This is a genomic window from Enterobacter sp. 725m/11, from assembly GCF_011683705.1.
GTDB classification, from domain to species: Bacteria; Pseudomonadota; Gammaproteobacteria; order Enterobacterales; family Enterobacteriaceae; genus Enterobacter; species Enterobacter bugandensis.
In genome coordinates this window covers 83077-109727 of record NZ_JAAQOK010000009.1, presented here as the reverse complement: position 1 = coordinate 109727, position 26651 = coordinate 83077, and the positions used below count along the sequence as shown (strand labels likewise).

Annotated in this window: 25 protein-coding genes; 11 read left to right on the top strand and 14 right to left on the bottom strand. The window is 53.8% G+C overall.

Going from position 1 to position 26651, the window contains the following annotated elements; all coding sequences use genetic code 11:
* Positions 1-119, bottom strand: a 119-nt coding sequence (locus HBA26_RS22875) for a hypothetical protein (protein ID WP_243854828.1), incomplete at its 3' end; no start/stop codon positions are given.
* Entirely contained in the window at positions 116-820 is a 705-nt protein-coding gene (locus HBA26_RS05900) for a response regulator (RefSeq protein WP_028013388.1), read from the bottom strand. The genes HBA26_RS05900 and HBA26_RS22875, both read right to left, overlap by 4 nt.
* A 271-nt stretch (positions 821-1091) precedes the next feature.
* Here HBA26_RS05900 and HBA26_RS05895 point away from each other — a divergent pair, with 271 nt between their 5' ends.
* From HBA26_RS05895 to osmB, 9 genes are all read left to right on the top strand, one after another.
* Complete coding sequence (locus HBA26_RS05895; protein ID WP_164558233.1) at positions 1092-1478, top strand: transporter; 387 nt, start codon at positions 1092-1094, stop codon at positions 1476-1478.
* A 136-nt stretch (positions 1479-1614) separates the two neighbouring features.
* A complete protein-coding gene (locus HBA26_RS05890; protein ID WP_126345841.1) occupies positions 1615-4710 on the top strand; it encodes a multidrug efflux RND transporter permease subunit in 3096 nt (1031 codons plus the stop codon).
* A gap of 270 nt (positions 4711-4980) precedes the next feature.
* On the top strand, positions 4981-5769 hold the full coding sequence (gene fabI / locus HBA26_RS05885; RefSeq protein WP_003856831.1) for an enoyl-ACP reductase FabI: 789 nt from the start codon (positions 4981-4983) through the stop codon (positions 5767-5769).
* 154 nt (positions 5770-5923) lie between these two features.
* Positions 5924-6910, top strand: coding sequence for a CMD domain-containing protein (locus tag HBA26_RS05880; protein ID WP_126345840.1), 987 nt, complete (start codon positions 5924-5926; stop codon positions 6908-6910).
* A gap of 88 nt (positions 6911-6998) precedes the next feature.
* On the top strand, positions 6999-8933 hold the full coding sequence (locus HBA26_RS05875; protein WP_045260657.1) for an exoribonuclease II: 1935 nt from the start codon (positions 6999-7001) through the stop codon (positions 8931-8933).
* A gap of 320 nt (positions 8934-9253) precedes the next feature.
* Positions 9254-11245 (top strand): cyclic di-GMP phosphodiesterase, encoded by a 1992-nt coding sequence (pdeR, locus tag HBA26_RS05870; RefSeq protein WP_028013393.1) that lies wholly within the window; start codon positions 9254-9256, stop codon positions 11243-11245.
* A gap of 118 nt (positions 11246-11363) precedes the next feature.
* Positions 11364-11546, top strand: a complete 183-nt coding sequence (locus tag HBA26_RS05865; RefSeq protein ID WP_041909652.1) for a hypothetical protein — start codon at positions 11364-11366, stop codon at positions 11544-11546.
* A 43-nt stretch (positions 11547-11589) separates the two neighbouring features.
* Positions 11590-12342 carry a DNA-binding transcriptional regulator YciT gene (locus HBA26_RS05860; protein WP_166720822.1) on the top strand — a complete coding sequence of 251 codons (753 nt, stop codon included), beginning with the start codon at positions 11590-11592 and terminating at the stop codon, positions 12340-12342.
* Between the two features lie 261 nt (positions 12343-12603).
* On the top strand, positions 12604-12822 hold the full coding sequence (gene osmB, locus HBA26_RS05855; protein WP_008501216.1) for an osmotically-inducible lipoprotein OsmB: 219 nt from the start codon (positions 12604-12606) through the stop codon (positions 12820-12822).
* A 104-nt stretch (positions 12823-12926) separates the two neighbouring features.
* On the opposite strand, the gene yciH is transcribed toward osmB, so the two are convergent.
* From yciH to pgpB, 5 genes are all read right to left on the bottom strand, one after another.
* Positions 12927-13253, bottom strand: a complete 327-nt coding sequence (yciH, locus tag HBA26_RS05850; protein WP_045630534.1) for a stress response translation initiation inhibitor YciH — start codon at positions 13251-13253, stop codon at positions 12927-12929.
* Positions 13250-13990, bottom strand: coding sequence for an orotidine-5'-phosphate decarboxylase (pyrF, locus tag HBA26_RS05845; protein WP_126345839.1), 741 nt, complete (start codon positions 13988-13990; stop codon positions 13250-13252). Before pyrF ends, yciH begins: the two co-directional genes overlap by 4 nt.
* A gap of 186 nt (positions 13991-14176) precedes the next feature.
* Positions 14177-15346 (bottom strand): lipopolysaccharide assembly protein LapB, encoded by a 1170-nt coding sequence (gene lapB / locus HBA26_RS05840; RefSeq protein ID WP_041909646.1) that lies wholly within the window; start codon positions 15344-15346, stop codon positions 14177-14179.
* Between the two features lie 6 nt (positions 15347-15352).
* A complete protein-coding gene (locus HBA26_RS05835; RefSeq protein ID WP_028013399.1) occupies positions 15353-15661 on the bottom strand; it encodes a LapA family protein in 309 nt (102 codons plus the stop codon).
* 148 nt (positions 15662-15809) lie between these two features.
* Positions 15810-16577 carry a phosphatidylglycerophosphatase B gene (pgpB, locus tag HBA26_RS05830; RefSeq protein WP_116339495.1) on the bottom strand — a complete coding sequence of 256 codons (768 nt, stop codon included), beginning with the start codon at positions 16575-16577 and terminating at the stop codon, positions 15810-15812.
* 197 nt (positions 16578-16774) lie between these two features.
* Here pgpB and ribA point away from each other — a divergent pair, with 197 nt between their 5' ends.
* On the top strand, positions 16775-17365 hold the full coding sequence (gene ribA, locus HBA26_RS05825; protein ID WP_028013401.1) for a GTP cyclohydrolase II: 591 nt from the start codon (positions 16775-16777) through the stop codon (positions 17363-17365).
* Positions 17366-17402: 37 nt separating this feature from the next.
* Here the strand turns inward: ribA and acnA are convergent, their stop codons facing one another.
* The 6 genes from acnA to topA all read right to left on the bottom strand — a co-directional run bounded on the left by acnA (position 17403) and on the right by topA (position 24889).
* Positions 17403-20078 (bottom strand): aconitate hydratase AcnA, encoded by a 2676-nt coding sequence (acnA, locus tag HBA26_RS05820; RefSeq protein WP_028013402.1) that lies wholly within the window; start codon positions 20076-20078, stop codon positions 17403-17405.
* A 163-nt stretch (positions 20079-20241) separates the two neighbouring features.
* Positions 20242-20340, bottom strand: coding sequence for a small membrane protein YmiC (gene ymiC, locus HBA26_RS22870; RefSeq protein WP_032644994.1), 99 nt, complete (start codon positions 20338-20340; stop codon positions 20242-20244).
* 137 nt (positions 20341-20477) lie between these two features.
* Positions 20478-20648 carry a hypothetical protein gene (locus HBA26_RS05815; protein ID WP_032644881.1) on the bottom strand — a complete coding sequence of 57 codons (171 nt, stop codon included), beginning with the start codon at positions 20646-20648 and terminating at the stop codon, positions 20478-20480.
* 2 nt (positions 20649-20650) lie between these two features.
* Positions 20651-20791 (bottom strand): YmiA family putative membrane protein, encoded by a 141-nt coding sequence (locus HBA26_RS05810; protein ID WP_243854827.1) that lies wholly within the window; start codon positions 20789-20791, stop codon positions 20651-20653.
* Between the two features lie 338 nt (positions 20792-21129).
* Positions 21130-22104 carry an HTH-type transcriptional regulator CysB gene (cysB, locus tag HBA26_RS05805; protein WP_028013403.1) on the bottom strand — a complete coding sequence of 325 codons (975 nt, stop codon included), beginning with the start codon at positions 22102-22104 and terminating at the stop codon, positions 21130-21132.
* Positions 22105-22291: 187 nt separating this feature from the next.
* Positions 22292-24889 (bottom strand): type I DNA topoisomerase, encoded by a 2598-nt coding sequence (topA, locus tag HBA26_RS05800; RefSeq protein WP_041909639.1) that lies wholly within the window; start codon positions 24887-24889, stop codon positions 22292-22294.
* A 399-nt stretch (positions 24890-25288) separates the two neighbouring features.
* Here topA and HBA26_RS05795 point away from each other — a divergent pair, with 399 nt between their 5' ends.
* The gene (locus tag HBA26_RS05795) at positions 25289-25540 is read left to right on the top strand and encodes a YciN family protein (protein ID WP_003856804.1); all 252 of its coding nucleotides are present in this window, start codon (positions 25289-25291) and stop codon (positions 25538-25540) included.
* Between the two features lie 34 nt (positions 25541-25574).
* Here the strand turns inward: HBA26_RS05795 and sohB are convergent, their stop codons facing one another.
* Entirely contained in the window at positions 25575-26621 is a 1047-nt protein-coding gene (sohB, locus tag HBA26_RS05790; protein WP_126345838.1) for a protease SohB, read from the bottom strand.
* Positions 26622-26651 lie beyond the last annotated feature (30 nt).

Here is a 26651-nt window from a genome sequence, read left to right as displayed (position 1 = left end):
TCCGTCGTCGGCAGCGTCAGATGTGTATAAGAGACAGGTACCGCAATGGCAATGATCATAAACGTCAGCAGCAGCATATACGTTAAGATCTGCCGACTCAGGACAGAATCTCTGTTCATTTTTTCTCCCCGAGTCGATAGCCCATCCCCCTGATGCTCTCAGGGACGCCATAAAGGCCTGCAAGCTCCAGCTTTTTACGCAGCTTGCTCATATGGCTGTCTACCGTTCTGTCGAGCGTATCGCCTTCAGGCAGACACGCGTTAAGTAACTCTTCCCGGGAACAGACCTTTCGCGGGTATCTCACCAGGTAAGTAAGAAGTTTAAATTCCGTCGTCGTTAATACTGGGGAGACTACCTCTTCGCCCACGGTGACCTCAACGTAGAAATCGTCCGGGTAGACCGTAATAAAAGGCGTCCTGAGAGGCACGGCACCCGCCTGCTGAAGAGCGGGTCTGGTTCTGCGCAGCACGGCTTCAACCCGCGCGACCACTTCGGAAGGGTTGAAAGGTTTGATGACGTAATCATCCGCGCCAAGCCTCAGCCCCATCAGCTTATCCACGTCCTGATCGAGTGCGGACACCATAATGACGGGCACAGAACTTTCCTGACGGAGCGTCGTGAGTACGCTCCAGCCATCGCATACGGGCAGATGGATATCCAGCAAGATAAGATCGGGTTTATGGAGCCGATTAAGCGCTATCGCCTGTTCGCCCTGCCGGGCTCTCAGCGTTTTCATCCCAGAACGCTCTAAGTAACTCATCAGTATATCGGCAATTTCGTTTTCATCTTCAACAACAAGGATTAGAGTATTTTTGTTCATTTTATCTCCGCGGGTAAAATCCCTTTGAGCACGCTATCAGATATCTTTAGCACAATAAGACACAGGCTCCGGGAAAAAGTGCCGTGGCCGCGAAAATTTCCTGGATTAATTTAAGTTCCCGGCAATTTCTCCATACAGCCTACACATTCAGTCAATAAAGACTCGACAATGTCAGTCCACAATAGTTATTCGGAGTTAAACCGTCTTTCGTTTAACGTGGTAAATACCCCTGTCGCTTAAAGGCTTTCTGAATTTGGCTGAGATAATGAGCATGGAACTTTCGAAATACTTCTCTCCTAAAAAAATCGGCATATTTTCTCTCTTCCTGCTGCTATCGTGGGGATTACTTTATACCTGGCTAGTATTGATGCATATAATGGATGAGAAAGTCGCCGCAACGCTACTCTCTTCCCCCATGATCTATGGCTGCATTGCCTTGTCGGTTGTCTCTCTGGTAATACAAAACAAAGCAGGCGCGTTCACTGAATTACTTCTCATCGCCTTCTGGCTAATGGTGATTTTTGTTTATCTCATTATTACGTTCACTGTGCTGCTGAACGTTACGCCAGATTTCAACGATTTGGTGTTTTACTATGAGTGTTATTTAATTCTCTTTTTTGGCGGTTCACCGTTGTACCTCATCGTGAGAATGATTTAAACAACCGCGTTGTTTCGCTCCACACTCTCTCCATAAACCGCCCATGTCCGCTAAACAGGCGAGTTGTAGACTCTCCATCACACCATCTTGAACAAAATAACTCACTGAAATAGTCACGTATCTGGAAGTTAAATTAATGCCTCATTTCTTTATTGAACGTCCCATTTTCGCCTGGGTCGTGGCGCTTTTTATCGTCCTGGCGGGTGTATTGTCTATCCCCCGGCTGCCGGTTGCGCAGTATCCGGCGGTGGCACCGCCTGGGATTATTATTTCTGTCACCTACCCGGGCGCCAGCCCCGATATTATGAATACGTCGGTGGTGTCGTTACTTGAGCGCGAAATATCTGGCGTCGATAATTTGCTTTACTTCGAATCATCCAGTGACACAACCGGTTCTGCGTCTATTACCGTGACGTTTAAGCCCGGCACGGACATCAAGCTGGCGCAGATGGACCTTCAGAACCAGATTAAAATTGTGGAGCCGCGTTTGCCACAGGCGGTAAGGCAAAATGGCATCAACGTCGAGGCGGCCAATTCCGGTTTTTTAATGATGGTGGGGCTCAAGTCCGCCACCGGTAAATTTGAGGAAGCCGATTTAAGCGATTACTTTGCCCGGCATGTCAGCGACGAGCTTCGCCGCGTACCTGGAGTAGGGAAAATTCAGCTGTTTGGTGGCGAAAAAGCGCTGCGCATCTGGCTGGACCCGATGAAGCTTCATAGCTACGGACTTTCGGTGAGCGATGTGCTTACCGCTGTTGGCCAGCAAAATGCCCTGGTTTCGCCCGGCAAAACGGGAGATGAACCGGCATCTGAAGGGCAAGGCGTAACGTATCCGATCACCGTGAAGGGGCAACTCACTTCCGTAGAGGCTTTCAGGAATATTACTCTGAAATCAGAGGCGTCCGGCGCAAGGCTGAAGCTGTCCGACGTCGCGCGCATTGAGTCCGGCCTGCAAAGCTACGCTTTCGGTATCCGCGAAAATGGAGTTCCCGCAACGGCTGCGGCGGTCCAGCTATCGCCTGGCGCCAATGCGATGAGTACGGCTGCAGGCGTACGCGCACGCATCGACGAACTTTCTCAGGTGTTGCCGGAAGGAATGACGTTTACGGTTCCCTTCGATACCGCGCCTTTTGTGAAGCTCTCCATCATGAAGGTGGTGCAGACCTTTGTGGAAGCGATGGTTCTGGTCTTCCTCGTAATGCTGCTGTTTCTGCATAAGATACGCTGTACGCTTATCCCGGCGATTGTTGCCCCCGTCGCACTGCTTGGCACCTTCACGGTGATGCTATTGAGTGGATACTCCATCAATATTCTGACCATGTTCGGCATGGTTCTGGCGATAGGGATTATCGTAGATGACGCTATTGTGGTCGTGGAGAACGTCGAGCGCCTGATGGAAGAAAAACAACTCTCTCCGCGCGACGCGACCCGGGAGGCCATGAATGAAATCACGCCGGCAATTATCGGGATCACGCTGGTGCTTACCGCCGTCTTTATTCCCATGGGTTTCGCCGAAGGCTCCGTCGGGATTATTTATCGACAATTTTGTATTTCCATGGCGGTCTCCATACTGTTGTCGGCATTTCTTGCCCTCACGCTTACCCCCGCGCTATGCGCGACGCTACTTAAGCCTCACAGCGCAGCAAAGCACGTTGGTGGCAGGTTCGCAGCAGGGTTTAACGCCCGCTTTCGTACCCTCACGACGTGGTACGAATCCGGGCTGGGCGCGGTGCTGAGACGTACCGGGCGGATGCTGCTGTTGTACGTTGCGCTATGTGCTGCGCTATGTTTGGGGCTTTCTTCGCTGCCCTCGTCCTTTCTTCCGGATGAAGATCAGGGCTATTTTATGTCCTCAATTCAGCTGCCTTCCGATGCCACAATGCAGCGCACCCTGAGAGTGGTTAAAAAATTTGAAGAGGAAATTGCGGCCCGGCCGGATATTGAAAGCAACATTATGATTCTGGGATTTGGGTTTTCAGGCTCGGGACCGAATTCGGCCATGGCCTTCACCACGCTGAAGGACTGGAAAGATCGGCAGGGTACGACCGCACAGAATGAAGCCGACCATATACAGGCCAGCATGGCTAACGTCTCTGATGCCGTCACGATGAGCCTTCTCCCGCCGGCCATTTCGGATATGGGCACCTCCTCGGGCTTCACCTGGTACGTGCAGGACAGGGCGGGACTGGGCTACGAGGCGTTAAAGAGAGCGGCCGATGCGCTGGTTATGAAAGCTAATCAACGTCCTGAACTGAGTGACGTGTATATAGACGGTCTGCCGGAAGGAACAAGCCTGGCCCTTCAGATTGACCGGGAAAAAGCGGAAGCGCTGGGCGTTTCATTTGATGAAATCAACCAGACGCTCTCGGTCACCATGGGGTCGAACTACGTTAATGACTACACGAACAAGGGCCGCGTTCAACAGGTCATTATTCAGGCCGACGCCCCTTACCGCATGCAGCCTGAGCAGATCCTGAAATTATCGGTAAAAAACCGTATGGGGCAGATGGTGCCAGTATCTACGTTTGCGACGCTTTCCTGGAACGTTGCGCCGCAGCAGTTGACGCGTTATCAGGGATATTCTGCTATCCGCATTACCGGCAGTGCGGCCCCGGGCAAATCCAGCGGCACTGCAATGAAGGCCATGGAGACGTTGTCACGGGATTTACCGCAGGGGATGGCCGGCGAGTGGGCCGGTAGCTCATTGCAGGAGAGAAAATCCGAATCTCAGCTCCCGGGTCTGATCGTTCTGTCGATACTGGTCGTGTTCATGGTGCTCGCCGCCCTGTATGAGAGCTGGTCAATTCCCTTTGCGGTCATGCTGGTCGTTCCCCTGGGGCTTATCGGTGCGGTGGTTGCCGTCTCCGTTGCGGGCATGACGAATGATGTTTTCTTTAAGGTCGGTCTTATCACCCTGATAGGCCTGTCCGCCAAGAACGCCATTCTGATTGTCGAGTTTGCAAGGCAGCTCCACCGGGAAGGACAACCCCTGCTTGCGGCCACGATACAGGCCGCAAGCCAGCGTCTGCGCCCTATTCTGATGACATCGTTAGCCTTTACGTTAGGCGTGGTGCCACTGATGCTGGCGCGTGGCGCGAGTGACAGCACGCAGCACGCTATCGGCACCGGGGTGTTTGGCGGCATGATCAGCGGCACGCTTCTCGCGATCTTTTTCGTCCCGGTATTCTTTATTGTCGTTGCGCGTTTCGTTGAAAACGCCAGGAAAGTGTGAATACCGCTGATGGATCGCGGAACCTTGCTGGTTGGATGAGGCGAAGCTGCTGCCGGGTGATATACTGGACGAATGCTGAAATTTTCAGCCCCCGCCAGCCCGCGCCTCACCTTTTGGGGCATTCCTCTTCGGAGATCGACGAGAAATATCGTGACACAAGGGGCCGTGAGTGGGCTATAATTTCGAGCTAATTTCGAATGATTTTGAAATACTGCCTGTAACGCTATGAATTACAAGGCAAAATAAGCAATGAATATAAGGATTAAAGCTATGGGTTTTCTTTCCGGTAAGCGCATTCTGGTGACTGGCGTTGCCAGCAAACTGTCCATCGCATACGGCATCGCACAGGCAATGCATCGCGAAGGCGCTGAGCTGGCGTTCACCTACCAGAACGACAAGCTGAAAGGCCGTGTTGAAGAGTTTGCCGCGCAGCTGGGTTCCAGCATTGTTCTGGAATGTGACGTTGCACAAGACGAAAGCATCGACGGCATGTTTGCTGAACTGGCAAAAGCATGGCCGAAATTCGACGGTTTCGTTCACTCCATCGGCTTCGCTCCTGGCGACCAGCTGGACGGCGACTACGTGAACGCGGTAACCCGTGATGGCTTTAAAATCGCGCACGACATCAGCTCCTACAGCTTCGTTGCAATGGCGAAATCTTGCCGCGCAATGCTGAACCCGGGCGCAGCGCTGCTGACCCTGTCCTACCTGGGCGCAGAGCGTGCTATCCCTAACTACAACGTTATGGGCCTGGCGAAAGCCTCTCTGGAAGCCAACGTCCGCTACATGGCGAACGCAATGGGTCCAGAAGGCGTGCGCGTTAACGCCATCTCTGCTGGCCCTATCCGCACCCTGGCGGCGTCCGGCATCAAAGATTTCCGTAAAATGCTGGCACACTGCGAAGCGGTTACCCCGATTCGTCGTACCGTTACCATTGAAGATGTGGGTAACTCTGCTGCATTCCTGTGCTCTGACCTTTCCGCAGGTATCTCCGGCGAAGTGGTTCACGTTGACGGCGGCTTCAACATCGCTGCAATGAACGAGCTGGAAATTAAATAAGCTGTGGCTCTCTTCCCGCACGGGAAGAGAGCTTTCCCCCTCCGCACTCCCCTTCGTTATTCCGTTCTGCTATTTGTTATCACCTAACAATATTTTTCCCTTTATCTGCCTTACGCCAGGATATTGATCGCCATTTTGAGATCAAGGAACGCCCATGGAACAACGCCGTTTTTCCGGCAAAGGCCACTGGTATCACGAAACCCAGTCTAACCACGCGCAGCCGGATGTGCTGCCCCTGGTGCCCGAAGCCGCTAACGTCGACGATCGTTTTTTGCTCGATTTAGCCCTGCCAGATGAGATTGTCGCCGCCTGTACCGGCTGGCTCGCTCCTGCCAGATCCTTATGTCACCAGCTATTCCCGCTCTCACTTCCCGTAAACCGGCTGCGAACGCTTAGCGCCTACGATCGGTTAAGTACCGCGCTGACGGTGGCGCAGGCCTGCGGCGTTCAGCGGCTGTGCAACCACTACGCCGCCCTCCTCGCCCCGCTGCCGGGCCCTGACTCCTCCCGCGAAAGTAACCGACGGCTGGCGCAAATCACGCAGTACGCCCGCCAGCTCGCCAGCTCACCTGACGTCATTGATGATAAGGCGCGAAACCAGCTTGATGAGGTAGGTCTGTCTATCTATGACGTTGTGGTGATTAACCAGATAATCGGCTTTATCGGTTTTCAGGCGCGCGTGGTCGCCGTCTTTCAGGCGCTGCTCGGCCATCCCGTCCGCTGGCTGCCGGGCCATCATATCCAGCCGCACACCCTGCCAACGTCCTCCGACGCGTGGATCTCGCTTCTGCCCGTGGTCGAGCTTCGCTATGCCAGTGCGCATCAGCTTGAGTCCCTCTCCCGCTGGCAGGCAGATCCCACGCTTGAGGCGCTGACGCCGGTCCTGTGCCATGAACCGACCTTGCTCGACCTGATGGGGGAGATCCTGATAAACAGCCGGGAAACGATTTCGCTGCCTCCTCCGGCGCTTTCGGCAGCAGCCGAATTGCTGACACGCTCGCCGGACCGCTTCAGCGCCGCACAATTTACCCCGCTCACGGAAGAAGGACTTACTGCCGTTCAGGCGATCAACCTGCTCAGCCAATGCGCGCTGGAGGGCTGGCTCAATCGACTAAAAGTCGCATCCGGCAAAGCGGAATAACCACACTCTTTCCCCAAAGAGCGCTTGCTGTAGCAGTGAGAATCGCGTAAAACTGTCAGCCGCTCAATGGCTACGAAAATAGAACATTATGTTTCAGGACAACCCGCTGCTAGCGCAGCTTAAACAGCAACTGCATTCCCAGACGCCGCGTGCAGAAGGGGTCGTGAAAGCCACGGAAAAGGGCTTTGGCTTCCTTGAAGTTGACGCGCAGAAAAGCTACTTCATTCCGCCACCGCAGATGAAGAAAGTGATGCATGGCGATCGCGTCATGGCCGTCATCCATACCGAGAAGGAACGTGAATCCGCCGAGCCGGAAGAACTGATCGAGCCGTTCCTGACCCGCTTTGTGGGCAAAGTGCAGAGAAAGGACGATCGTCTTTCTGTCGTGCCGGATCACCCCCTGCTGAAAGATGCCATTCCCTGCCGCGCCGCCCGCGGCGTTGAGCATGATTTTAAAGAAGGTGACTGGGCCGTGGCAGAAATGCGCCGTCATCCTCTGAAAGGCGACCGCGGTTTCTATGCTGAACTGACCCAGTTCATCACCTTTGGCGACGACCATTTCGTCCCGTGGTGGGTCACGCTGGCGCGCCATAATCTTGAAAAAGAAGCGCCGAACGGCGTGGCAACTGAGATGCAGGATGAAGGCCTGGCGCGCCGCGATCTTACCGCGCTGGAGTTTGTCACCATCGACAGCGCCAGCACAGAAGATATGGACGATGCGCTCTACGCTGAAGAGAGCGCCGATGGCAAACTGCATTTGACCGTCGCCATTGCCGATCCAACCGCCTGGATTGTGGAAGGCAGCAAGCTGGACGAAACGGCGAAAATCCGCGCGTTCACCAACTACCTGCCGGGCTTTAACATCCCGATGCTGCCGCGCGAACTGTCTGACGACCTCTGCTCGCTGCGCCCAAATGAGGTGCGCCCGGTTCTCGCCTGCCGCATGACCATTGCCGCAGATGGCACGATTGAAGACGATATCGAATTCTTTGCCGCCACCATCGAATCCAAAGCCAAGCTGGCCTATGACAATGTCTCCGACTGGCTGGAAAACACCGGCAGCTGGAAACCTGAATCCGATGCTATCGCAGCACAGATTCGTCTGCTGCACCGCATCTGCCTGAACCGCGGCGAGTGGCGCAAGACTCACGCCCTGGTCTTCAAGGATCGCCCGGATTATCGTTTTGTTCTCGGTGAAAAAGGCGAAGTGCTGGATATCGTGGCCGAGCCGCGACGCATTGCTAACCGCATCGTCGAAGAAGCGATGATTTCCGCCAACATCTGTGCCGCGCGCGTGCTGCGCGACAGGCTGGGCTTCGGTATTTACAACGTTCATACCGGATTCGATCCGGCCAATACCGAAGCGCTCGCGGCCCTGCTGAAGAATCACGATGTGCATGTTGATCCGGAAGAAGTGCTGACACTGCCGGGCTTCTGCAAGCTTCGCCGCGAGCTGGACGCTCAGCCGTCCGGTTTCCTGGATAGCCGTATTCGCCGCTTCCAGTCCTTCGCGGAAATCAGCACCGAGCCAGGCCCGCACTTTGGCCTCGGTCTGGAAGCCTACGCCACCTGGACCTCCCCGATCCGTAAGTATGGCGATATGGTTAACCACCGCCTGCTGAAAGCGATTATCAAGGGCGAAACCATTGCCCGTCCACAGGACGACACGACCCTACAGATGGCCGAGCGTCGCCGTCTGAACCGCATGGCGGAACGTGACGTTGGAGACTGGCTATACGCGCGCTTCCTGCAGGATAAAGCCGGTACCGATACCCGCTTCGCGGCAGAAATTATTGATATCAGCCGCGGGGGAATGCGCGTACGTCTGGTGGATAACGGCGCGGTCGCCTTTATCCCTGCCCCGTTCCTGCACGCCGTTCGTGACGAACTGGTCTGCAGTCAGGAAAGCGGCACCGTGCAAATTAAAGGCGAGACGGTTTACAAAGTCACTGACGTGATTGATGTAACTATCGCTGAAGTTCGCATGGAAACCCGCAGTATTATTGCGCGCCCTGTCGCCTGATAACCTGCTCAATTGTCGGTCATTTCCGTTCAGAAAGGCCGACAATTTTCTCCCTGTCTTTCCCCTCGCAAAAGCATCATTTTTCTTACTTTTTCGGCCCCAGCCCGCCCAAAACAGCCATAATTATCTACAGTTAAAGAGTGCTGCCCTGTTCGGGCACGTGGATTTTATACGCTCAGCATTTTTATCTGCCTGATGCGTTTTATTATAAAAAAGCTCAGAAAAACAATACTTTCACTGCGGCTTTGCCGCTATTTTCAACGGAAAAGTCGACGACTAATGAATAATTTGTTCGCTAATGCGTCGCGGCGGGAGAAATCATGATCGACGAACTTGAGCAAAATTTGCTGTTTCGTTACATGGGTACTCACAGCCCGTGGTGGCGATTGTCGGCTGACAGCAACGCTCTGCACCTTGCCGCCAGCGAAAATGCTGACGTGACTCAGGAGATCGTACTGGATGATGAACAGGCCGCACAGATCCGTCAGCTAACGGTAATGACCACCAGCATTTCCCTGAACCTCTCTCTTTACGGCGAGCAAGTTCCCGTCCATCTTGTCGGACGCAAAATCACCCGAAACGAGTGGGCCGGAACGGCTTCCGCCTGGAACGATACGCCCTCCGTGGCACGCGATCTGGCTCAGGGACTCTCCTTTGCGGAACAGGTAGTTTCTGAAGCGAATTCCGTCATTGTCATTCTCGATCAAAACGGCAATATCCAGCGCTTTAACCGCCTGAGCGAAGAGTATACCGGTCTGAAAGAACATGAAGTCATTGGTCAAAACGTGTTTGAACTGTTCATGAGCCGCAGCGAAGCGGCAGCCTCGAAGCGCAACATTGCGGGTTTCTTTCGCAACGGCAGCTCCTACGAAGTCGAACGCTGGATTAAAACGCGAAAAGGGCAACGCTTGTTTCTGTTCAGAAATAAATTCGTTCACAGCGGCAGCGGTAAAAATGAAATTTTCCTTATCTGCTCCGGGACCGACATTACCGAAGAACGACGGGCACAGGAGCGCCTGCGCGTGCTGGCCAATACCGATACCATCACCGGCCTGCCCAACCGCAATGCGATCCATGAGCTGATTTCAGACGCCATCAATAGCCGCGGCGACACGCAGGTAGGCGTGGTGTACCTCGACCTCGATAACTTCAAGAAGGTTAACGATGCCTACGGGCATATGTTCGGCGATCAGCTCCTGCAGGCGGTTGCACTTGCCCTTCTGAGTTGTCTGGATGAGGGGCAGGTTTTAGCGCGGCTCGGCGGCGATGAGTTTATCGTTATGGCCACCAATACCTCTCAGGGCTCGCTGGAAGCGATGGCGTCGCGTATTCTGACCCGCCTGCGCCAGCCGTTCAGAATCGGTCTCATTGAGGTTTACACCGGTTGCTCACTGGGCATCGCCCTCGCGCCGCAGCACGGGAACGATCGGGAAAGCGTGATTCGCAATGCCGACATCGCCATGTACACCGCCAAGGAGAATGGCCGTGGCAAATTCTGTGTCTTCTCCCCCGAGATGAACCAGCGCGTGTTTGAGTACCTGTGGCTGGACACCAACCTGCGTAAAGCGCTGGATAACGATCAGCTCCTGATCCACTACCAGCCGAAAATGACCTGGCGCGGCGAAGTCCGAAGCCTTGAAGCGCTGGTCCGCTGGCAGTCGCCCGAGCGCGGGCTGATCCCCCCTCTGGAATTTATCTCTTATGCCGAGGAGTCCGGTTTGATTGTGCCGCTGGGTCGCTGGGTGATGCTTGATGTGGTTCGCCAGGTGGCAAAATGGCGTGACAAGGGAATTAACCTGCGCGTGGCCGTGAACGTCTCTGCACGTCAGTTGGCCGACCAGACGATTTTCAGTGAGCTAAAGCAGGCGCTTAAGGATCTGCATTTTGAGTACTGCCCTATCGACGTTGAGTTAACCGAAAGCTGCCTTATCGAAAACGAAGAGCTGGCGCTCTCGGTGATCCAGCAATTCAGTCGGCTCGGGGCACAAATTCATCTGGACGATTTCGGTACCGGCTACTCCTCCCTTTCCCAGCTGGCGCGTTTTCCTATTGATGCCATTAAACTCGATCAGGCTTTTGTCAGAGATATTCATAAGCACTCTGTCTCCCAGTCTCTGGTACGCGCCATTGTCGCAGTGGCGCAGGCGTTAAACCTGCAGGTGATTGCCGAAGGGGTGGAGAACGCAAAAGAAGATGCCTTTCTGACCAAAAACGGCGTCAACGAACGGCAGGGTTTTCTTTTCGCTAAGCCGATGCCCGCTGCCGCATTCGAGCGCTGGCTAAAACGATATCAAGCGCGACAACAACGTTGACGTCATACAGAGGTTCACTTTCGTATAGGTAATTTCGTTATGGCGTTTTTTCCCTTCTCTTTTGAACCTATTTTCTGCATCATTGAAATTATTAACTTTTCGCTCCTGGGGAGAGATGATGTCTACTATTGATCCACAAGCTGTAGCACAACGTATTGATACCGTGCTGGATATCCTGGTGGCGGGTGATTATCACTCTGCAATCCGTAATCTCGAGATCCTGAAGTCTGAACTTCTCGCTCAGGATGGCGCTGACAATGCCCCCGAAAACCGACAGCCTAAAGCGCCGTGGGAAGTCTAATCCCACTGTCTCAGACCTCGTTTCGCTTTATTAATTGGATGCTATGAATTCCCGACAACAACTCATTTTGCAGATGGTCATCGATCAGGGGCGCGTAAGCGTCGTTGAGCTGGCTAAAACCACCGGCGTTTCAGAAGTGACCATCCGTCAGGATCTTAATCTGCTGGAAAAACAGAGCTACCTGCGCCGTGCGCATGGCTATGCCGTGCCGCTGGACAGCGACGACGTTGAGACGCGCATGATGAATAACTACGCGCTTAAACGAGAACTGGCAGAATTTGCCGCATCGCTGGTAAACCCTGGCGAGACGGTCTTTATTGAAAACGGCAGCAGCAACGCTCTTCTGGCACGTACGCTCGCCGAACAAAAAGACGTTACCATCATCACCGTCAGCAGCTATATCGCCCATTTGCTCAAAGAGACGCGCTGTGAGGTGATTTTGCTGGGCGGCATTTACCAGAAAAAAAGTGAGAGCATGGTAGGCCCGCTAACCCGGCAGTATGTCCAGCAGGTTTATTTCAGTAAGGCGTTTATCGGTATTGACGGCTGGCAGCCGGAGACAGGCTTCACCGGCCGGGATATGATGCGATCTGACGTTGTGAATGCCGTTCTGGAAAAAGAGTGTGAAGCCATTGTGCTGACCGACAGCTCTAAATTTGGTGCCGTCCATCCTTACACCATGGGTCCAGCCTCACGCTTTAGCCGCGTAATTACCGACGAAAGGTTAAGCGACGAACATCGTAATAAACTGGAAGATGACGGTCTCATTGTCGATATTATTAAAACGCCCGCCTGAGTCCATTTGCGCCCGTATTCCGGGCGCATATGCCCCCTTCGTCTGAGAGGATTCCTATCCATCCTTTAAGAGTTTTTACCTGTTTAACCTGCCGTAAAGTCGTAAAATTAATGTTAGCGATATAACAGGAAGTGACTATCACCTGCGTGATTACGTAACGCCTGCGCGACCAGCTTTCACGGAAAAAAGAATTGAGTATTCATTTTGACTATACTTAATGTGTACATCTTTCCGTGAATCGATAATTCAGGAGAAAGTATTATGACCTTAACCAGCAAAAAATTAGCCGCCGCTGTTCTGGCAATCACTGTAGCAATGTCCCTGAGCGCGTGCTCTAACTGGTCTAAACGTGACCGTAACACCGCAATTGGCGCCGGTGCTGGTGCGCTCGGTGGTGCAGTATTAACGGATGGTAGTACGCTGGGTACATTAGGCGGCGCTGCTGTCGGTGGTATTATCGGTCACCAGGTTGGCAAATAATTATTCTATCAGCCTTCCCGTTAAGGCGATTTAGCATCGCATTTCAGGTCTGACTAACGCACGTATATAACACGAGCCACGGCATTTGCCGTGGCTTATTTATTTTAGCCGCCTGCCAGTTTAACTTTCATGCCTTTGGCTTCAAGGAGCGATTTAATTAAATCGCGTTTATCACCCTGAATTTCGATAATGCCGTCCTTCACGGCGCCGCCGCAGCCACATTTTTTCTTCAACTCTGCTGCCAGCTTGTTCAGCTCCGCATCATCCAGATCAATCCCGGAGATCAGGCAGACCCCCTTTCCTTTTCGCCCGCTGGTCTGACGCTGGATACGAACAATACCGTCACCTTTCGGACGTTCTGCTTTCGTTTTCGGTTCGTCTATGCGCCCGCTTTCCGTCGAGTAGACCAGCCGACTGTTGGAATCAGTCATTGCGCCCCCTTTTTCAGTGATGCGTTGATAGACTTAAGCGTCTCTGCCGGGTTCGCAGACTGCGTCACAGGCCGGCCGATAACCATGTAGTCAACGCCTGCTGCCAACGCCTGCTCAGGCGTCATAATGCGTCGCTGATCGCCCACGTCGCTGCCAGCAGGACGAATGCCTGGCGTGACCAGTTTAAAATCTTTGCCCAACTCTGACTTAAAGCGTACCGCTTCCTGCGCGGAGCAAACGACGCCATCGAGACCACAGCTCTGCGTCAGACGCGCGAGACGCTCGGCGTGCCCGGCAGGTGACAACGTCACGCCAAGGTCGCGCAAGTCGCTGTCGTCCATGCTGGTCAGCACGGTAACCGCAATCAGTAATGGCGCATCGTTGCCGAACGGCAGGAGTGCTTCGCGAGCGGCTGTCATCATTCTCGCCCCGCCCGACGCGTGGACGTTGACCATCCATACACCCAGTTCCGCAGCGGCGGCAACCGCGTGCGCCGTGGTGTTCGGGATATCATGGAATTTGAGATCGAGGAAGACATCGAAACCGCGCTGCTGCAGATCGCGGACAATTTGCGGTCCAAACAGCGTGAACATCTCTTTACCAACTTTCAGACGACAATCGCGAGGATCGATACCGTCGACAAAGGCCAGCGCTGCGTCACGCTTATTGTAATCAAGCGCAACAACAACAGGAGAATCCGTAATAACGCGGGAAGTGGAGGAAGTAACAGACGTCATGACCAGCCCTTTTCGTCTATGGGCGCGCAGCGGCGCGGAACAGATAAACGGCCTGCATTCTACCTGCCGTCGCCGCAAATTGACAGAATCCATTTATGCCCCTGCCAGGCCAGCAAGCCGCACGGTGTTGAGAAAGCGGTAAAAGCCATCGGTATGTTGTAACTAAAATGAAGGCTTTTTAAAAAATTACTGCCCATCCAGGCCGCGAATGGGCTTGATGGTGGACCAGGCCCGGCAGGACGGACAATGCCAGTAGAGCGTGTAGGCGGTAAAACCACACTTCTGGCAACGGTAGCGCGGCTTGCTGCGCACCTGCTCGCCAACCATGTCGCGCAGCACCATCAGGCTCTCTTTCGCGCGCCCTTCTTCCGCATCGTTCAGATGGTAGTCCATCAGCTTGTGGAATACGCGCATCGTGGGATGACGTTGCAACTGACGGGTAATATAAACCTGTGCGGTGTCGCTCCCCTCATACTGCTCAACCACGTCAGAGAGCATCAGCTCAGCGGTCGCGCCGGTATTCTCTTCCACGCAACGGCGCAGAAATGCCACCCACTCTTCCTGCTTGTCCAGCTGTTGATAGCAGGTTTGCAGCATTTCAAGCGTTTCGCTGACCAGCTCTTTGTCCTGGTCAATCACCCGCATCAGGCTTTCAACGGCTTTAGCGTAGTCGCCGCTGGCCATAAAAACGCGCCCCATCATGATAGAGATACGCGCGCTATTGCGGTCCGCGGCGGCGCCTTTCTTGAGCAACGCCATGGCTTTATCCATGTCGTCGTTGCCCATCTGCTGAAGGGCAAGCTCGCAGTAGAAATGCGCAATTTCAACGCGCTGCTTGTCTTTGCCCAGCTTCACCAGACGCTCGGCCGTATCAATGGCTTTCTGCCAGTCGCTGGTGGCCTGGTAAATCTGCAGTAACTGCTGCAACGCGCCGATACGGAAATCCGTTTCATCCACCAGCTGTGTGAACATATCTTCAGCGCGATCGTACAGCCCCGCGGCCATATAGTCTCGGCCCAGCTGTTGTACCGCCAGGAGACGTTGTTCGTAGGTCAGGGAGGCGCTTTCCATCAGGGTCTGGTGGATACGGATAGCACGGTCAACCTCGCCGCGCGAGCGGAACAGGTTACCGAGAGTGAGGTGGGCTTCGACGGTCCCCGTATCCTCTTTCAGCATATCGAGGAACAGGTCTACCGCTTTGTCCTGCTGATTGCTCAGGAGGAAGTTCACCCCCGCAACGTAGTCGCGGGAGAGTCGGTTAGCCTCATCCTGTTTCGTTTGTTGCGCACTTCTGCGGCCCATATACCAGCCATAGGCTGCGGCTACAGGCAAAAGCAGAAACAACAACTCCAGCATAGTCGATTATTCCTTCACGACCGGCACACCTGAACTTTCCGGCATGTCGGACGCAGGCGCAATGTGCTGTTCAAGTCGTTTAATTTTACGTTCAGCGCGCGCAAGAGAAACACGAACTTTCAACCAGAAAAGACCGCAAACCAGCCAGCCGATGGCAAAGCCTGCAGCAAATAAGACCGCCAGCAGGCTGGAGACCCGATACTCACCCTGCGCCAGCAGATAGTTAAACGTCACCTGTTGATCGTTTTGTGCACCCAATGTGACTGAAATGACAAAAATCGCCAATACCAGTAAGAAAATGAGTAAATATTTCACATTACTTCCCGTTATGTGGTTCAAGCGAATAAAGTGTGTTCAACTCACCGCAATCAGCCTTATAAACTACCATTTTAGCGACGGGCGCGAAACGGAAAAAGTAACGCGCACGTCATGGATTTATGGGCAAAATGCACAATATCAACCGTCAGGCGTCGCTTTGCTCCCTTTCGGCGATCTCTTCTTTCTCTTCAGGTGGTGGCGTGAGCGGGCCGCAGAACCTTTCTGCAAGCCAGGTTGCCAGCGTCACCAGCATCCAGGAGATCAGCGTAGCGACCACCAGATCCCGCGGCCAGTGCATTCCCAGCAGCAAGCGGCTGCCCATCACCCCTGTCGCCCAAACCAGTAAAATCGCGATGGTCATGGTGCGACGTCGAGGCCAAAGCAGCCCAACGCCCAGCAACGCCCAGCTGGCTGCAAACATCGTATGGCCGGAAGGAAACGCGAATCCCGTCTCTTTTTGCCAGTGCTTACGCAGGAACTTTGGAATATCTTCCTGTTCCGCAAGCTGTTCTTTCACCAGCGCGCCGCGATCTTTACGCTTTAAATTGTAGAACTCATCCACCGGAACATGGTGCGCTTTTTCCAGCCAGACGACAAAAGGTCTTGGCTCCTGAACGTGATCCTTCACCCAGGACTTCACGCCCTGTCCAATAACGATCGCGCCACCGAGGATAGCAAAGAGCATCAACGCCGCGCGCAGTCGAAAGCGCAGGCACCACAAGAACCAGCCGCAGAGGATAACGTGGGTAATAATTCCCCACGGCTGCGTGACCGTCTCCGTTACCCAGTATAACGTTTTCAGCCACGTGGCATTCTGCCCCGGCTGCCACATCCAGCCGGAGACCCACACGGCCAAAGGCATAATCAGTAAAATGGCCGCGCCTGCTGCCGTACGTCTGGCGATTGAAAGCATGTCTTCTCCTTTTTCGCTAAGCCTCACAATCATAACTGAAATTCATTCGATGGGTGGATATGTCGGATCGTGCGTTTAACGTTCATATAGCATGGCGCCCATTAGGCGAACGTGCTGAGCTTGTGGCAAAATGGACAAATACAGAAAGCAAAACAGGCGCAAGGCACGAAACGTGTCAGCCTACTCTGGAGAATCACATGCAGCTTAAACGTGTGGCAGAAGCCAAACTGCCAACCCCATGGGGCGATTTCCTGATGGTGGGGTTTGAAGAACTGGCAACCGGACAGGATCATGTCGCGCTGGTCTACGGCGACATTTCAGGGCAGACGCCGGTGCTGTCCCGCGTCCATTCGGAGTGTCTGACCGGCGACGCGTTGTTCAGCCTGCGCTGTGATTGCGGTTTCCAGCTCGAAGCTGCCCTTACCCATATTGCCGAAGAAGGCCGCGGCGTGCTGCTCTATCACCGTCAGGAAGGTCGTAACATTGGTCTGCTGAATAAAATCCGCGCTTACGCGCTGCAGGACCAGGGCTACGATACGGTGGAAGCCAACCACCAGCTCGGTTTTGCCGCCGATGAACGTGATTTCACCCTCTGCGCCGATATGTTCAAGCTGCTGGGCGTGGACGAAGTTCGCCTGCTGACCAATAATCCCAAAAAGGTGGAAATCCTCACCGAAGCCGGGATCAACATCGTCGAGCGTGTACCGCTGATTGTCGGCCGCAACCCGAAAAATGCCCACTATCTTGATACCAAGGCGGCCAAAATGGGCCATCTTCTGAAAGAGTGAAAGTAAAAAGCCCGGCACAGATGCCGGGCTTTTTTTATCAATCCAGCATTTTACGAATCACATAATGTAAAATGCCGTCGTTCTGGTAGTAGGTCAGTTCGGTTGCCGTATCAATACGACACCGGCATTCCAGTACCTCGCTTTTCCCGTCTGCTCGCGTAAGCTTCACCGGCACCGTTTTGCCCGGCTGCAGGTTTTGCAGGCCGCTAATATCAATCTGCTCTTCCCCCGTCAGGCCCAGCGTTTTGCGCGTGACGCCCTGCGGGAACTCAAGCGGCAGGATCCCCATGCCAATCAGGTTCGAGCGGTGAATACGTTCAAACGACTCGGCGATGACCACGCGAACGCCAAGCAGTCGCGGACCTTTCGCCGCCCAGTCACGACTGGAGCCGGAACCGTACTCTTTCCCGGCGATCACCGCCAGCGGCGTACCTTCCTGCTGATATTTGACGGCTGCGTCATAAATCGACACGACTTCCGTCCCCGGAAGATGGCGCGTCATCCCCCCTTCCACGCCCGGAACCATTTCGTTACGAATGCGGATGTTGGCAAACGTCCCGCGCATCATTACTTCATGGTTACCGCGGCGCGATCCGTAGGAGTTAAAATCGCGGCGCTCCACGCCCCGGCTTTGCAGATAACGGCCCGCCGGGCTGTCGGCTTTGATGCTCCCCGCCGGAGAGATATGGTCAGTGGTGACGGAATCCCCCAGCATCGCCAGTATGCGCGCCCCGTGAATATCCTGAAGCGGTGCAGGCTCGGCCAGCATTTCATCAAAGAACGGCGACAGGCGGATATAGGTGGAATCGTCCTGCCAGTCATAGGTGTCCGAGCCCACAACGTTGATGGCTTTCCATTCCGGCGTGCCTTCAAACACTTCCGCATACTCTTTGCGGAACATCTCGGTGGAGACCTTTTCAACGGCCATCGCAATTTCACGTGAGGACGGCCAGATATCTTTCAGATAGACCGGCTCATTCTTGCGGTCGTGACCAATAGGATCGGTAGCCAGGTTGATATTCATGTTCCCGGCGAGCGCGTAGGCCACCACCAGCGGCGGCGAAGCGAGCCAGTTGGTTTTCACCAGCGGATGAATACGTCCTTCAAAGTTACGGTTACCGGAAAGGACTGCGCCAACCGTCAGATCGCCCTGCTTGATCGCCGTTTCAATAGGTTCAGGCAGCGGGCCGGAGTTACCGATGCAGGTGGTACAGCCATAGCCCACGAGGTTAAAGCCCAGCTCATCAAGATACGGCGTTAGCCTGGCCTGCGCCAGGTAATCCGAGACCACTTTGGAGCCCGGTGCCAGGGAGGCTTTGACCCAGGGCTGTGGTTTCAGTCCCAGCTCAACCGCTTTTTTAGCCAGCAGGCCGGCAGCCATTAATACGCTGGGGTTTGAGGTGTTGGTGCAGGAGGTAATGGCGGCTATGACAACCGCGCCGTCCGGGAGCTGATACTGATGTCCGTTCAGAACATAGTCGATTGGGCGATGGTCCTTCTTCGCCACGTTAACTTCCAGCTCGTTGCTTGCGGCAAACGCTTTTGGCACGTCGCTTAACGCTACGCGATCCTGCGGACGTTTCGGACCGGCGAGGCTCGCCTCAACGCTTCCCATGTCAAGCGCAAGCGTGCTGGTAAATACCGGCTCATCCCCCGGATTGCGCCACATGCCCTGCGCTTTGGTATACGCCTCCACCAGCGCCACCTGCTCTTCGCTGCGTCCGCTCAGGCGCATGTACTCCAGCGTGACGTCATCAATGGGGAAAAATCCGCAGGTTGCACCATATTCTGGCGCCATGTTGGCGATGGTCGCGCGGTCAGCCAGCGGCAGCGAATCCAGCCCGTCACCGTAAAATTCAACAAATTTTCCCACCACACCATGCTTACGCAGCATCTGGGTTACGGTGAGCACCAGATCGGTGGCGGTAATGCCTTCAGACAGCTTCCCGGTGAGCTTAAAGCCCACAACATCAGGGATAAGCATGGAGACCGGCTGACCGAGCATGGCGGCTTCCGCTTCGATACCGCCGACACCCCAGCCCAGCACGCCGAGGCCGTTAATCATGGTGGTGTGGGAATCTGTACCCACCAGCGTGTCCGGATAAGCCACCCACTCTTTGTCCTGCAATTCACTCCAGACGGCTTTACCGAGATATTCAAGGTTAACCTGGTGACAAATACCGGTGCCGGGTGGAACCACGCTAAAGCGGCTGAACGCCTGCTGACCCCACTTCAGGAAGACGTAACGCTCGTGATTTCGCTCCATCTCGAGACGCACGTTCTCGCCAAAGGCATCGTCATCACCGAAGTGGTCAACGGTTACGGAGTGGTCAATCACGAGGTCGACGGGTGAAAGCGGGTTCACTTTAGCCGTATCGCCGCCGAGGCGTTTAACCGCCTCACGCATGGCGGCGAGATCCACCACGGCAGGAACGCCGGTGAAGTCCTGCATCAGAACCCTTGCCGGGCGGTAGGCAATTTCTCTGTCGGCATGGGCATTCTTAAGCCACCCTGCCAGCGCCTGAATATCGTCGAGGGTCACGGAGTCACCGTCCTGCCAGCGCAAGAGATTTTCCAGCAAAACTTTCAGGGACTTGGGTAAACGCGAAATGTCCCCAAGCGTTCTGGCAGCCAGCGGCAGGCTATAGTAGTGCCAGGTTTTATTTTCTGCCTGTAACGTGTCCTTACTGGCTTCGCGTAGGGTTAACGACATAAGCTCCTCCTTAATTACAGAGATGTCCTGACAATCATCAGGGCCGTAATTAAAGATAACACAAAGATGTCGTAACGTTTTGATAACAACCCAAATTGATAAATTTAGGAATGGTCCAGAGGAGGGTAAAACAAAAAACCCCGCCGCAGCGAGGTTTTACGATTTAGTGGACGGCCAGCCAGATGAGCTGACTCCAGAACAGAATCGACAGGGTAAAAACGCCGATCCATGACCAGTATTTTTGAGACATCATGTTATTCATCATAGGGACACCAGGCATTATTTATTAAACATTCCGAGGCAGGTCCTCGTGCTATATTGCTGATGTGTATTTATTAAAGAGTACAAAGGCGCATAGTCATTATTCAGACTAACTGCATCATTACGCAATAAACTAAATTATTGTTTTTTGGGTTCGTCTTCCGCGAACACATCAATAAAAGCCTGCTGCTGCGGCGTCAGTTTCCAGGATGCTGGCACTGCTGTTGCAGGCGCTTTGCGTCCCTTGTGAACAGTGTCATGATGCTGACACATCCGCTTTGCCGTTTCTGTACGTACCGTCACTGCCATATTCAACCCCAATATTTCCAGGCCAGGAGAGCAACAATCACCCAGAACAGGGCGGAAACGAGAAAGACCGCCAGCCAGGCTTTACGCTTGAGCGCAGGATCCCTTTGCGGTTCTTCACTTCCTGAAGGCATTGCTAACCTCATACAATCGATATCGCTTATCATTTAGGACCAAACAATTGGTACAATTAATCATCTGTTGAGATAAATCCTAAAGAAACTTTAGCCGAAAAGCCAGTGAATTTACGCATCAAGAGGCATGAAATATTCAATCTTTTGACCAGAAATAAATATTTGAAAAGAAAAATTTGCGTAGCCGTTAATTAGTTTCTATTTTTGTCGCCAATTCACGACATTAAAGCCACACAAATTAAAAGGATAATGACAATATATGGCAGGGGAAGTGCAGATGATGATAATTCTAATTTAGCTTTAAGCCGATATTTCGGTATCTTTCCCTCAGGGAAAGATACCGGGTGTGATTATTTTTCGGGGAGTTTGATATCTTTAAACATCTCTTCGATATCTTCATTTGATCGTAATGCCACGGCGGTATCCACCACGTCACGCGTTAAATGCGGAGCAAAGCGCTGAATAAAATCATACATATAGCTTCGCAGGAAGGTACTGCGGCGGAAGCCAATTTTTGTCGTGCTGTGGCTGAAAATATCATGCGCATCAAGACGCACCAGGTCAGGGTCTGACACCGGGTCGACCGCCATGCTGGCGATCACCCCTACCCCCAGGCCAAGCCGTACATAGGTCTTTATGACGTCGGCATCGGTGGCGGTAAAGACAATCCGCGGCGTTAACCCGGCCCGGTTGAAGGCGGTATCAAGCTCAGATCGTCCGGTGAAGCCAAACGTGTAGGTGACCAGAGGATATTGCGCCAGCTCTTCGATTGACACCGACCCTTTGCCCGCCAGCGGATGATCAGGGGTCACCACAATGGAGCGGTTCCAGTGATAGCACGGCAGCATGACCAGATCGTCATAGAGATGGAGCGCTTCCGTTGCAATGGCAAAATCTGCATTGCCCTTCGACACCGCCTCCGCAATTTGCGTCGGCGATCCCTGGTGCATATGCAGGGAGACGCGCGGATAACGCTCGATAAAGCCCTTGATAACGCCCGGTAGCGCATAGCGCGCCTGGGTGTGCGTCGTGGCAATATACAGCGAGCCTTTATCCGGCCAGGTATGTTCCCCCGCCACAGACTTAATCGCATCGACTTTGGAAAGGACTTCCCGCGCAATACGGATGATTTCCTGCCCCGCTGGCGTCACCTGGGTAAGGTGCTTACCACTGCGGGCGAAAATCTGAATACCTAATTCATCCTCCAGCATGCGAACCTGCTTGCTGATGCCCGGTTGCGAGGTATATAGCCCCTCGGCGGTGGAAGAGACATTAAGGTTGTGATTCACCACCTCAACGATATAACGAAGCTGTTGTAATTTCATGCCAGACCATCCGATTTAGCGCACGCGGTCAATCGCTTAAGACGATTTGATAATAAAAAAAGTGTTAACTATAACCACTATATCACTTATAGCCTGACTGTATAGTACGGAACAAAAAATAATAATAAGGTAATAAAAAAGGGCCGGAAGTCCGGCCCTTTCACGGGTAAGCTACGGTTAAGAAAGATTATTTCTTGCCTTCAACCCATTTGCCATCGACAAAGAAGGCGGACCATCCGGTCGCTTTACCCTCTTTCTCTGCCGCAACGTACTGCTGCTTCGTTTTACGGCTAAAACGGACCACCGTCTTATTGCCTTCAGGATCCTGCTGTGGCGCATCGGCCAGATAACGCAGCTTCTCAGGCAGACGATCGCGGAAGCGATGCAGCTCTTCCACCAGCGGGGCGCGCGTTTCACGCGATTTCGGGAAGGTGTTGGCGGCCAGGAAGACACCTGCGGCACCATCACGCAGCACGAAGTACGCGTCGGATTTTTCACACGGCAATTCTGGCAGCGGAACCGGATCTTCCTTCGGCGGAGCAACCTCACCATTGCGCAGAATTTTGCGCGTGTTCTTACACTCGTCGTTGGTGCAGGCCATGTACTTACCAAAACGCCCCATTTTCAGGTGCATCTCAGAGCCACACTTCTCGCACTCCACAATCGGGCCGTCATAGCCTTTAATGCGGAACTCACCCTCTTCGATCTCATACCCGTCGCAGGTCGGGTTGTTACCACACACGTGCAGCTTACGTTTAGGATCGATCAGATAGCTGTCCATCGCCGTGCCGCATTTTTTGCAGCGGCGTTTCGCGCGCAGGGCGTTGGTTTCCGCATCATCACCTTCCAGCACGTTGAGAACTTCGTTCTCCGGCACCAGGTTGATGGTTGTTTTGCAGCGCTCTTTTGGTGGCAGCGCATAGCCTGAACAGCCAAGGAACACGCCCGTTGTCGCAGTACGGATCCCCATCTTGCGGCCGCAGGTCGGGCAGTCGATGCTGGTCAGAACCATCTGGTTAGGCAGCATGCCGCCCTCTTCAGGATCTTTCTCCGCTTTCTCAAGCTGGTTGGTAAAGTCGCTGAAGAAGCTATCGAGAACCTTCTTCCACTCCGCCTTGTGACTGGCCACTTCGTCGAGGCTGTCTTCCATCTGCGCGGTGAAGTCGTAGTTCATCAATTCGCGGAAGTTAGCTTCCAGACGGTCAGTGACAATCTCACCCATTTTTTCGGCATAGAAACGGCGGTTCTCTACGCGAACGTAACCGCGGTCCTGAATGGTCGAGATGATTGACGCGTAGGTTGACGGACGACCAATCCCGCGTTTTTCCAGCTCTTTAACCAACGACGCTTCACTAAAGCGCGCAGGCGGCTTGGTGAAGTGCTGGGCCGGAACCAGGTCGACAAGCGACAACTCGTCGCCTTTGTTTACCGCAGGCAGCGTACGGTCTTCATCACCTTTACGCAGTGCAGGCATCACTTTCGTCCAGCCGTCGAAGCGCAGGATACGACCGCGTGCTTTCAAACGGAAATCGCCCGCACCGACGGTCAGCGTAGTGGAATCATATTTCGCTGGCGTCATCTGACACGCGACAAACTGACGCCAGATCAGCTGATACAGCTTCTGGGCGTCGGCTTCCATATCCTTCAGCGACTCGGCTAAAACAGAGACATCAGAGGGACGAATTGCTTCGTGCGCTTCCTGAGAATTCTCTTTGCTGGCGAACTGGTTGGCGCTTTCCGGCAGGTATTTTTTACCGAAGTTATCGCTGATGTAGCCGCGCACCATGTTCACCGCGTCCTGACTCAGGTTCGTTGAGTCAGTACGCATGTAGGTGATGTAACCCGCTTCATACAAGCGCTGGGCCATCATCATGGTTTTCTTCACGCCGTAACCCAGACGGGTGCTCGCCGCCTGTTGCAGTGTGGACGTGATAAACGGCGCGCCAGGCTTGCTGCTGGTCGGCTTATCTTCGCGTTCCAGTACCTGATAGCGCGCTTTTTCCAGCAGCGCCACGGCGGCCATGGTCTGATCGCGGTTTTCAGGACGGAAAGGCTTATCGTTGTGATGGCTTACCTGCAGCGGCAGCGCATCACCGCCCGGGGTGGTGACATTGGCGTCAACTTCCCAGAACTCTTCCGGCACGAAGGCTTTAATTTCGCGTTCACGCTCAACGACAAGACGCACGGCTACAGACTGCACGCGTCCTGCAGACAGGCCGCGGGCAATCTTTTTCCACAGCAGTGGAGAAACCATGTAGCCCACAACGCGGTCCATAAAGCGACGCGCCTGCTGGGCGTTCACACGGTCGATATTCAGCTCGCCCGGCTTCTCAAACGCCTGACGAATCGCATTCTTCGTAATTTCGTTAAACACTACACGGCTGTAGCGTTTGTCATCACCCCCGATCACTTCCCGCAGGTGCCACGCAATGGCTTCCCCTTCGCGGTCAAGGTCGGTTGCGAGATAGATATGGTCTGCTTTTTCAGCAAGCTGCTTCAGCTCGTTAACGACTTTTTCTTTCCCGGGCAGCACTTCATATTGTGCATCCCAGTTGTGCCATGGGTTAACACCCATGCGGTTGACAAGCGCGCTACGTTCATCCTTTTTAGGCTTTTTAGCCCCTTTGGTGGAGGTAGAGTCTGCGCTCTTTTTGCTGGCTGAGCCACTGGTCGGCAAATCGCGGATGTGACCAACGCTGGACTTAACCACGTAGTCATTACCCAGATACTTATTGATCGTTTTGGCTTTTGCCGGGGACTCAACGATGACGAGAGCTTTACCCATATTCACCTTTACCTAATTTAATTCTTCCAGGAATACGCCGCACGTTGATTTCCCTTCCGCTGACGACGAGCCAATGATATTGCGACTGCGTCAGGGGATATCAACCCCTATGTCTTACCGAACGTCAGAATGGTGACATCCAGGTCATTGAGTTTTCGGGTATTTTTCTCACATCTCGTATAATTCGTGACGAATTCCCGGTCGAATGTCAAGCAATTCTGTTGCCAGAATGACGAAAGCGCACACTCTACCTGATAAAATTCGTTACGCAACTTTATTAGCATGCAAAAGCAAATCCCGCCAACCTGCCCTCTGTATCTTATCCCCTCACATTACAGGGAAAATTTGCCCCCAAAGCGCCCCCAGCGTAGACTATTGTCACTGTTTAAGGAGTGGATTATGCAGAATACGACCCAACCCATTGACCGAGCCTCTCTGCTTATCGAAGCAAACAAGCTTATTCGTGACCATGAAGATACGCTGGCAGGCATTGAAGCCACCGGCGTTGAGCAACGTAATGGCGTGCTGGTTTTCAGCGGCGAATACTTCCTTGACGAGCAGGGGCTACCGACCCCGAAAAGCACTGCCGTGTTTAATATGTTTAAATACCTGGCGCATACGCTTTCAGAGAAATATCACCTGGTCGATTAATGCAAAACGCGAGGCATATGCCTCGCGTTTTTGTTTACAGCAGCGGTTTTTGTCCGCGCTGTAACCAGCGAAGCAGCAGGCGGTCCGCGCTTTCCGCCGCACTGTTGGTAAAGCGGTCCATCAGCCGTTTGCGCGGTGTAAAGCGCACGCCTACCAGCTCCCGGCCTTCCATCAGGTTGAGCAGCAGGTCATCACTGGTACCTACTTCATCCACCAGCCCTTTTTCCTGCGCCTGGATGCCGTACCAGTGCTCACCGGTCGCCACCTGTTCAATATCCAGCGTTGGGCGCATGCGATGTACGAAGTCTTTAAAGAGATGGTGAGTTTCATTCAGATCTTCACGGAATTTTTGGCGCCCCTCTTCCGTGTTTTCCCCCAGCAGCGTCAGGGTGCGTTTGTACTGACCCGCCGTGTGAAGTTCGATATCAATCTCTTTATTTTTTAGGAATCGGTTAAAGTTAGGGATCTGTGCGACCACGCCAATCGAACCTATGATGGAAAACGGCGCCGCAACGATTTTGTCCGCCACGCAGGCCATCATATAGCCGCCGCTCGCCGCGACTTTATCTACCGCCACGGTAAGTGGGATCTGCTTCTCGCGCAGACGCTGCAGCTGTGAGGCGGCTAGCCCGTAACCGTGTACCACCCCGCCCGGGCTCTCAAGACGCACCACCACCTGATCCTGCGGCGTTGCCACGGCCAGAACCGCAGTCACCTCTTCGCGCAGCGAAGCGACTTCATGCGCATCCATGCTGCCTTTAAAATCGAGCACATAGACGCGGGGTTTTGCGTCGCCCTGCGGCGTCGCGAGCTTTGCCTTCGCCTTCGCGGCTTTGGCTTCCTGCTTGTGTTTTTTCTTCTGGGCTTTCAGCCACAGCTTCTGCTGATGGCTATCGAGCAGCGAGAGGGACATCTCTTCCTGCATCTCTTTATACTGCTCGCTCAGGCGGGTGATGCGTAACTCCCCACGCTGACGCTTGCGCTGCGTCAGGTTGACAATCAGAACGGCAACCACGGCAATGGCAATCACCACCGTCGCGATTTTGGCCAAAAACAACCCATATTGAGAAAGTAATTCCACGCGTTCCACCTTGATTTAACCACGAATCTT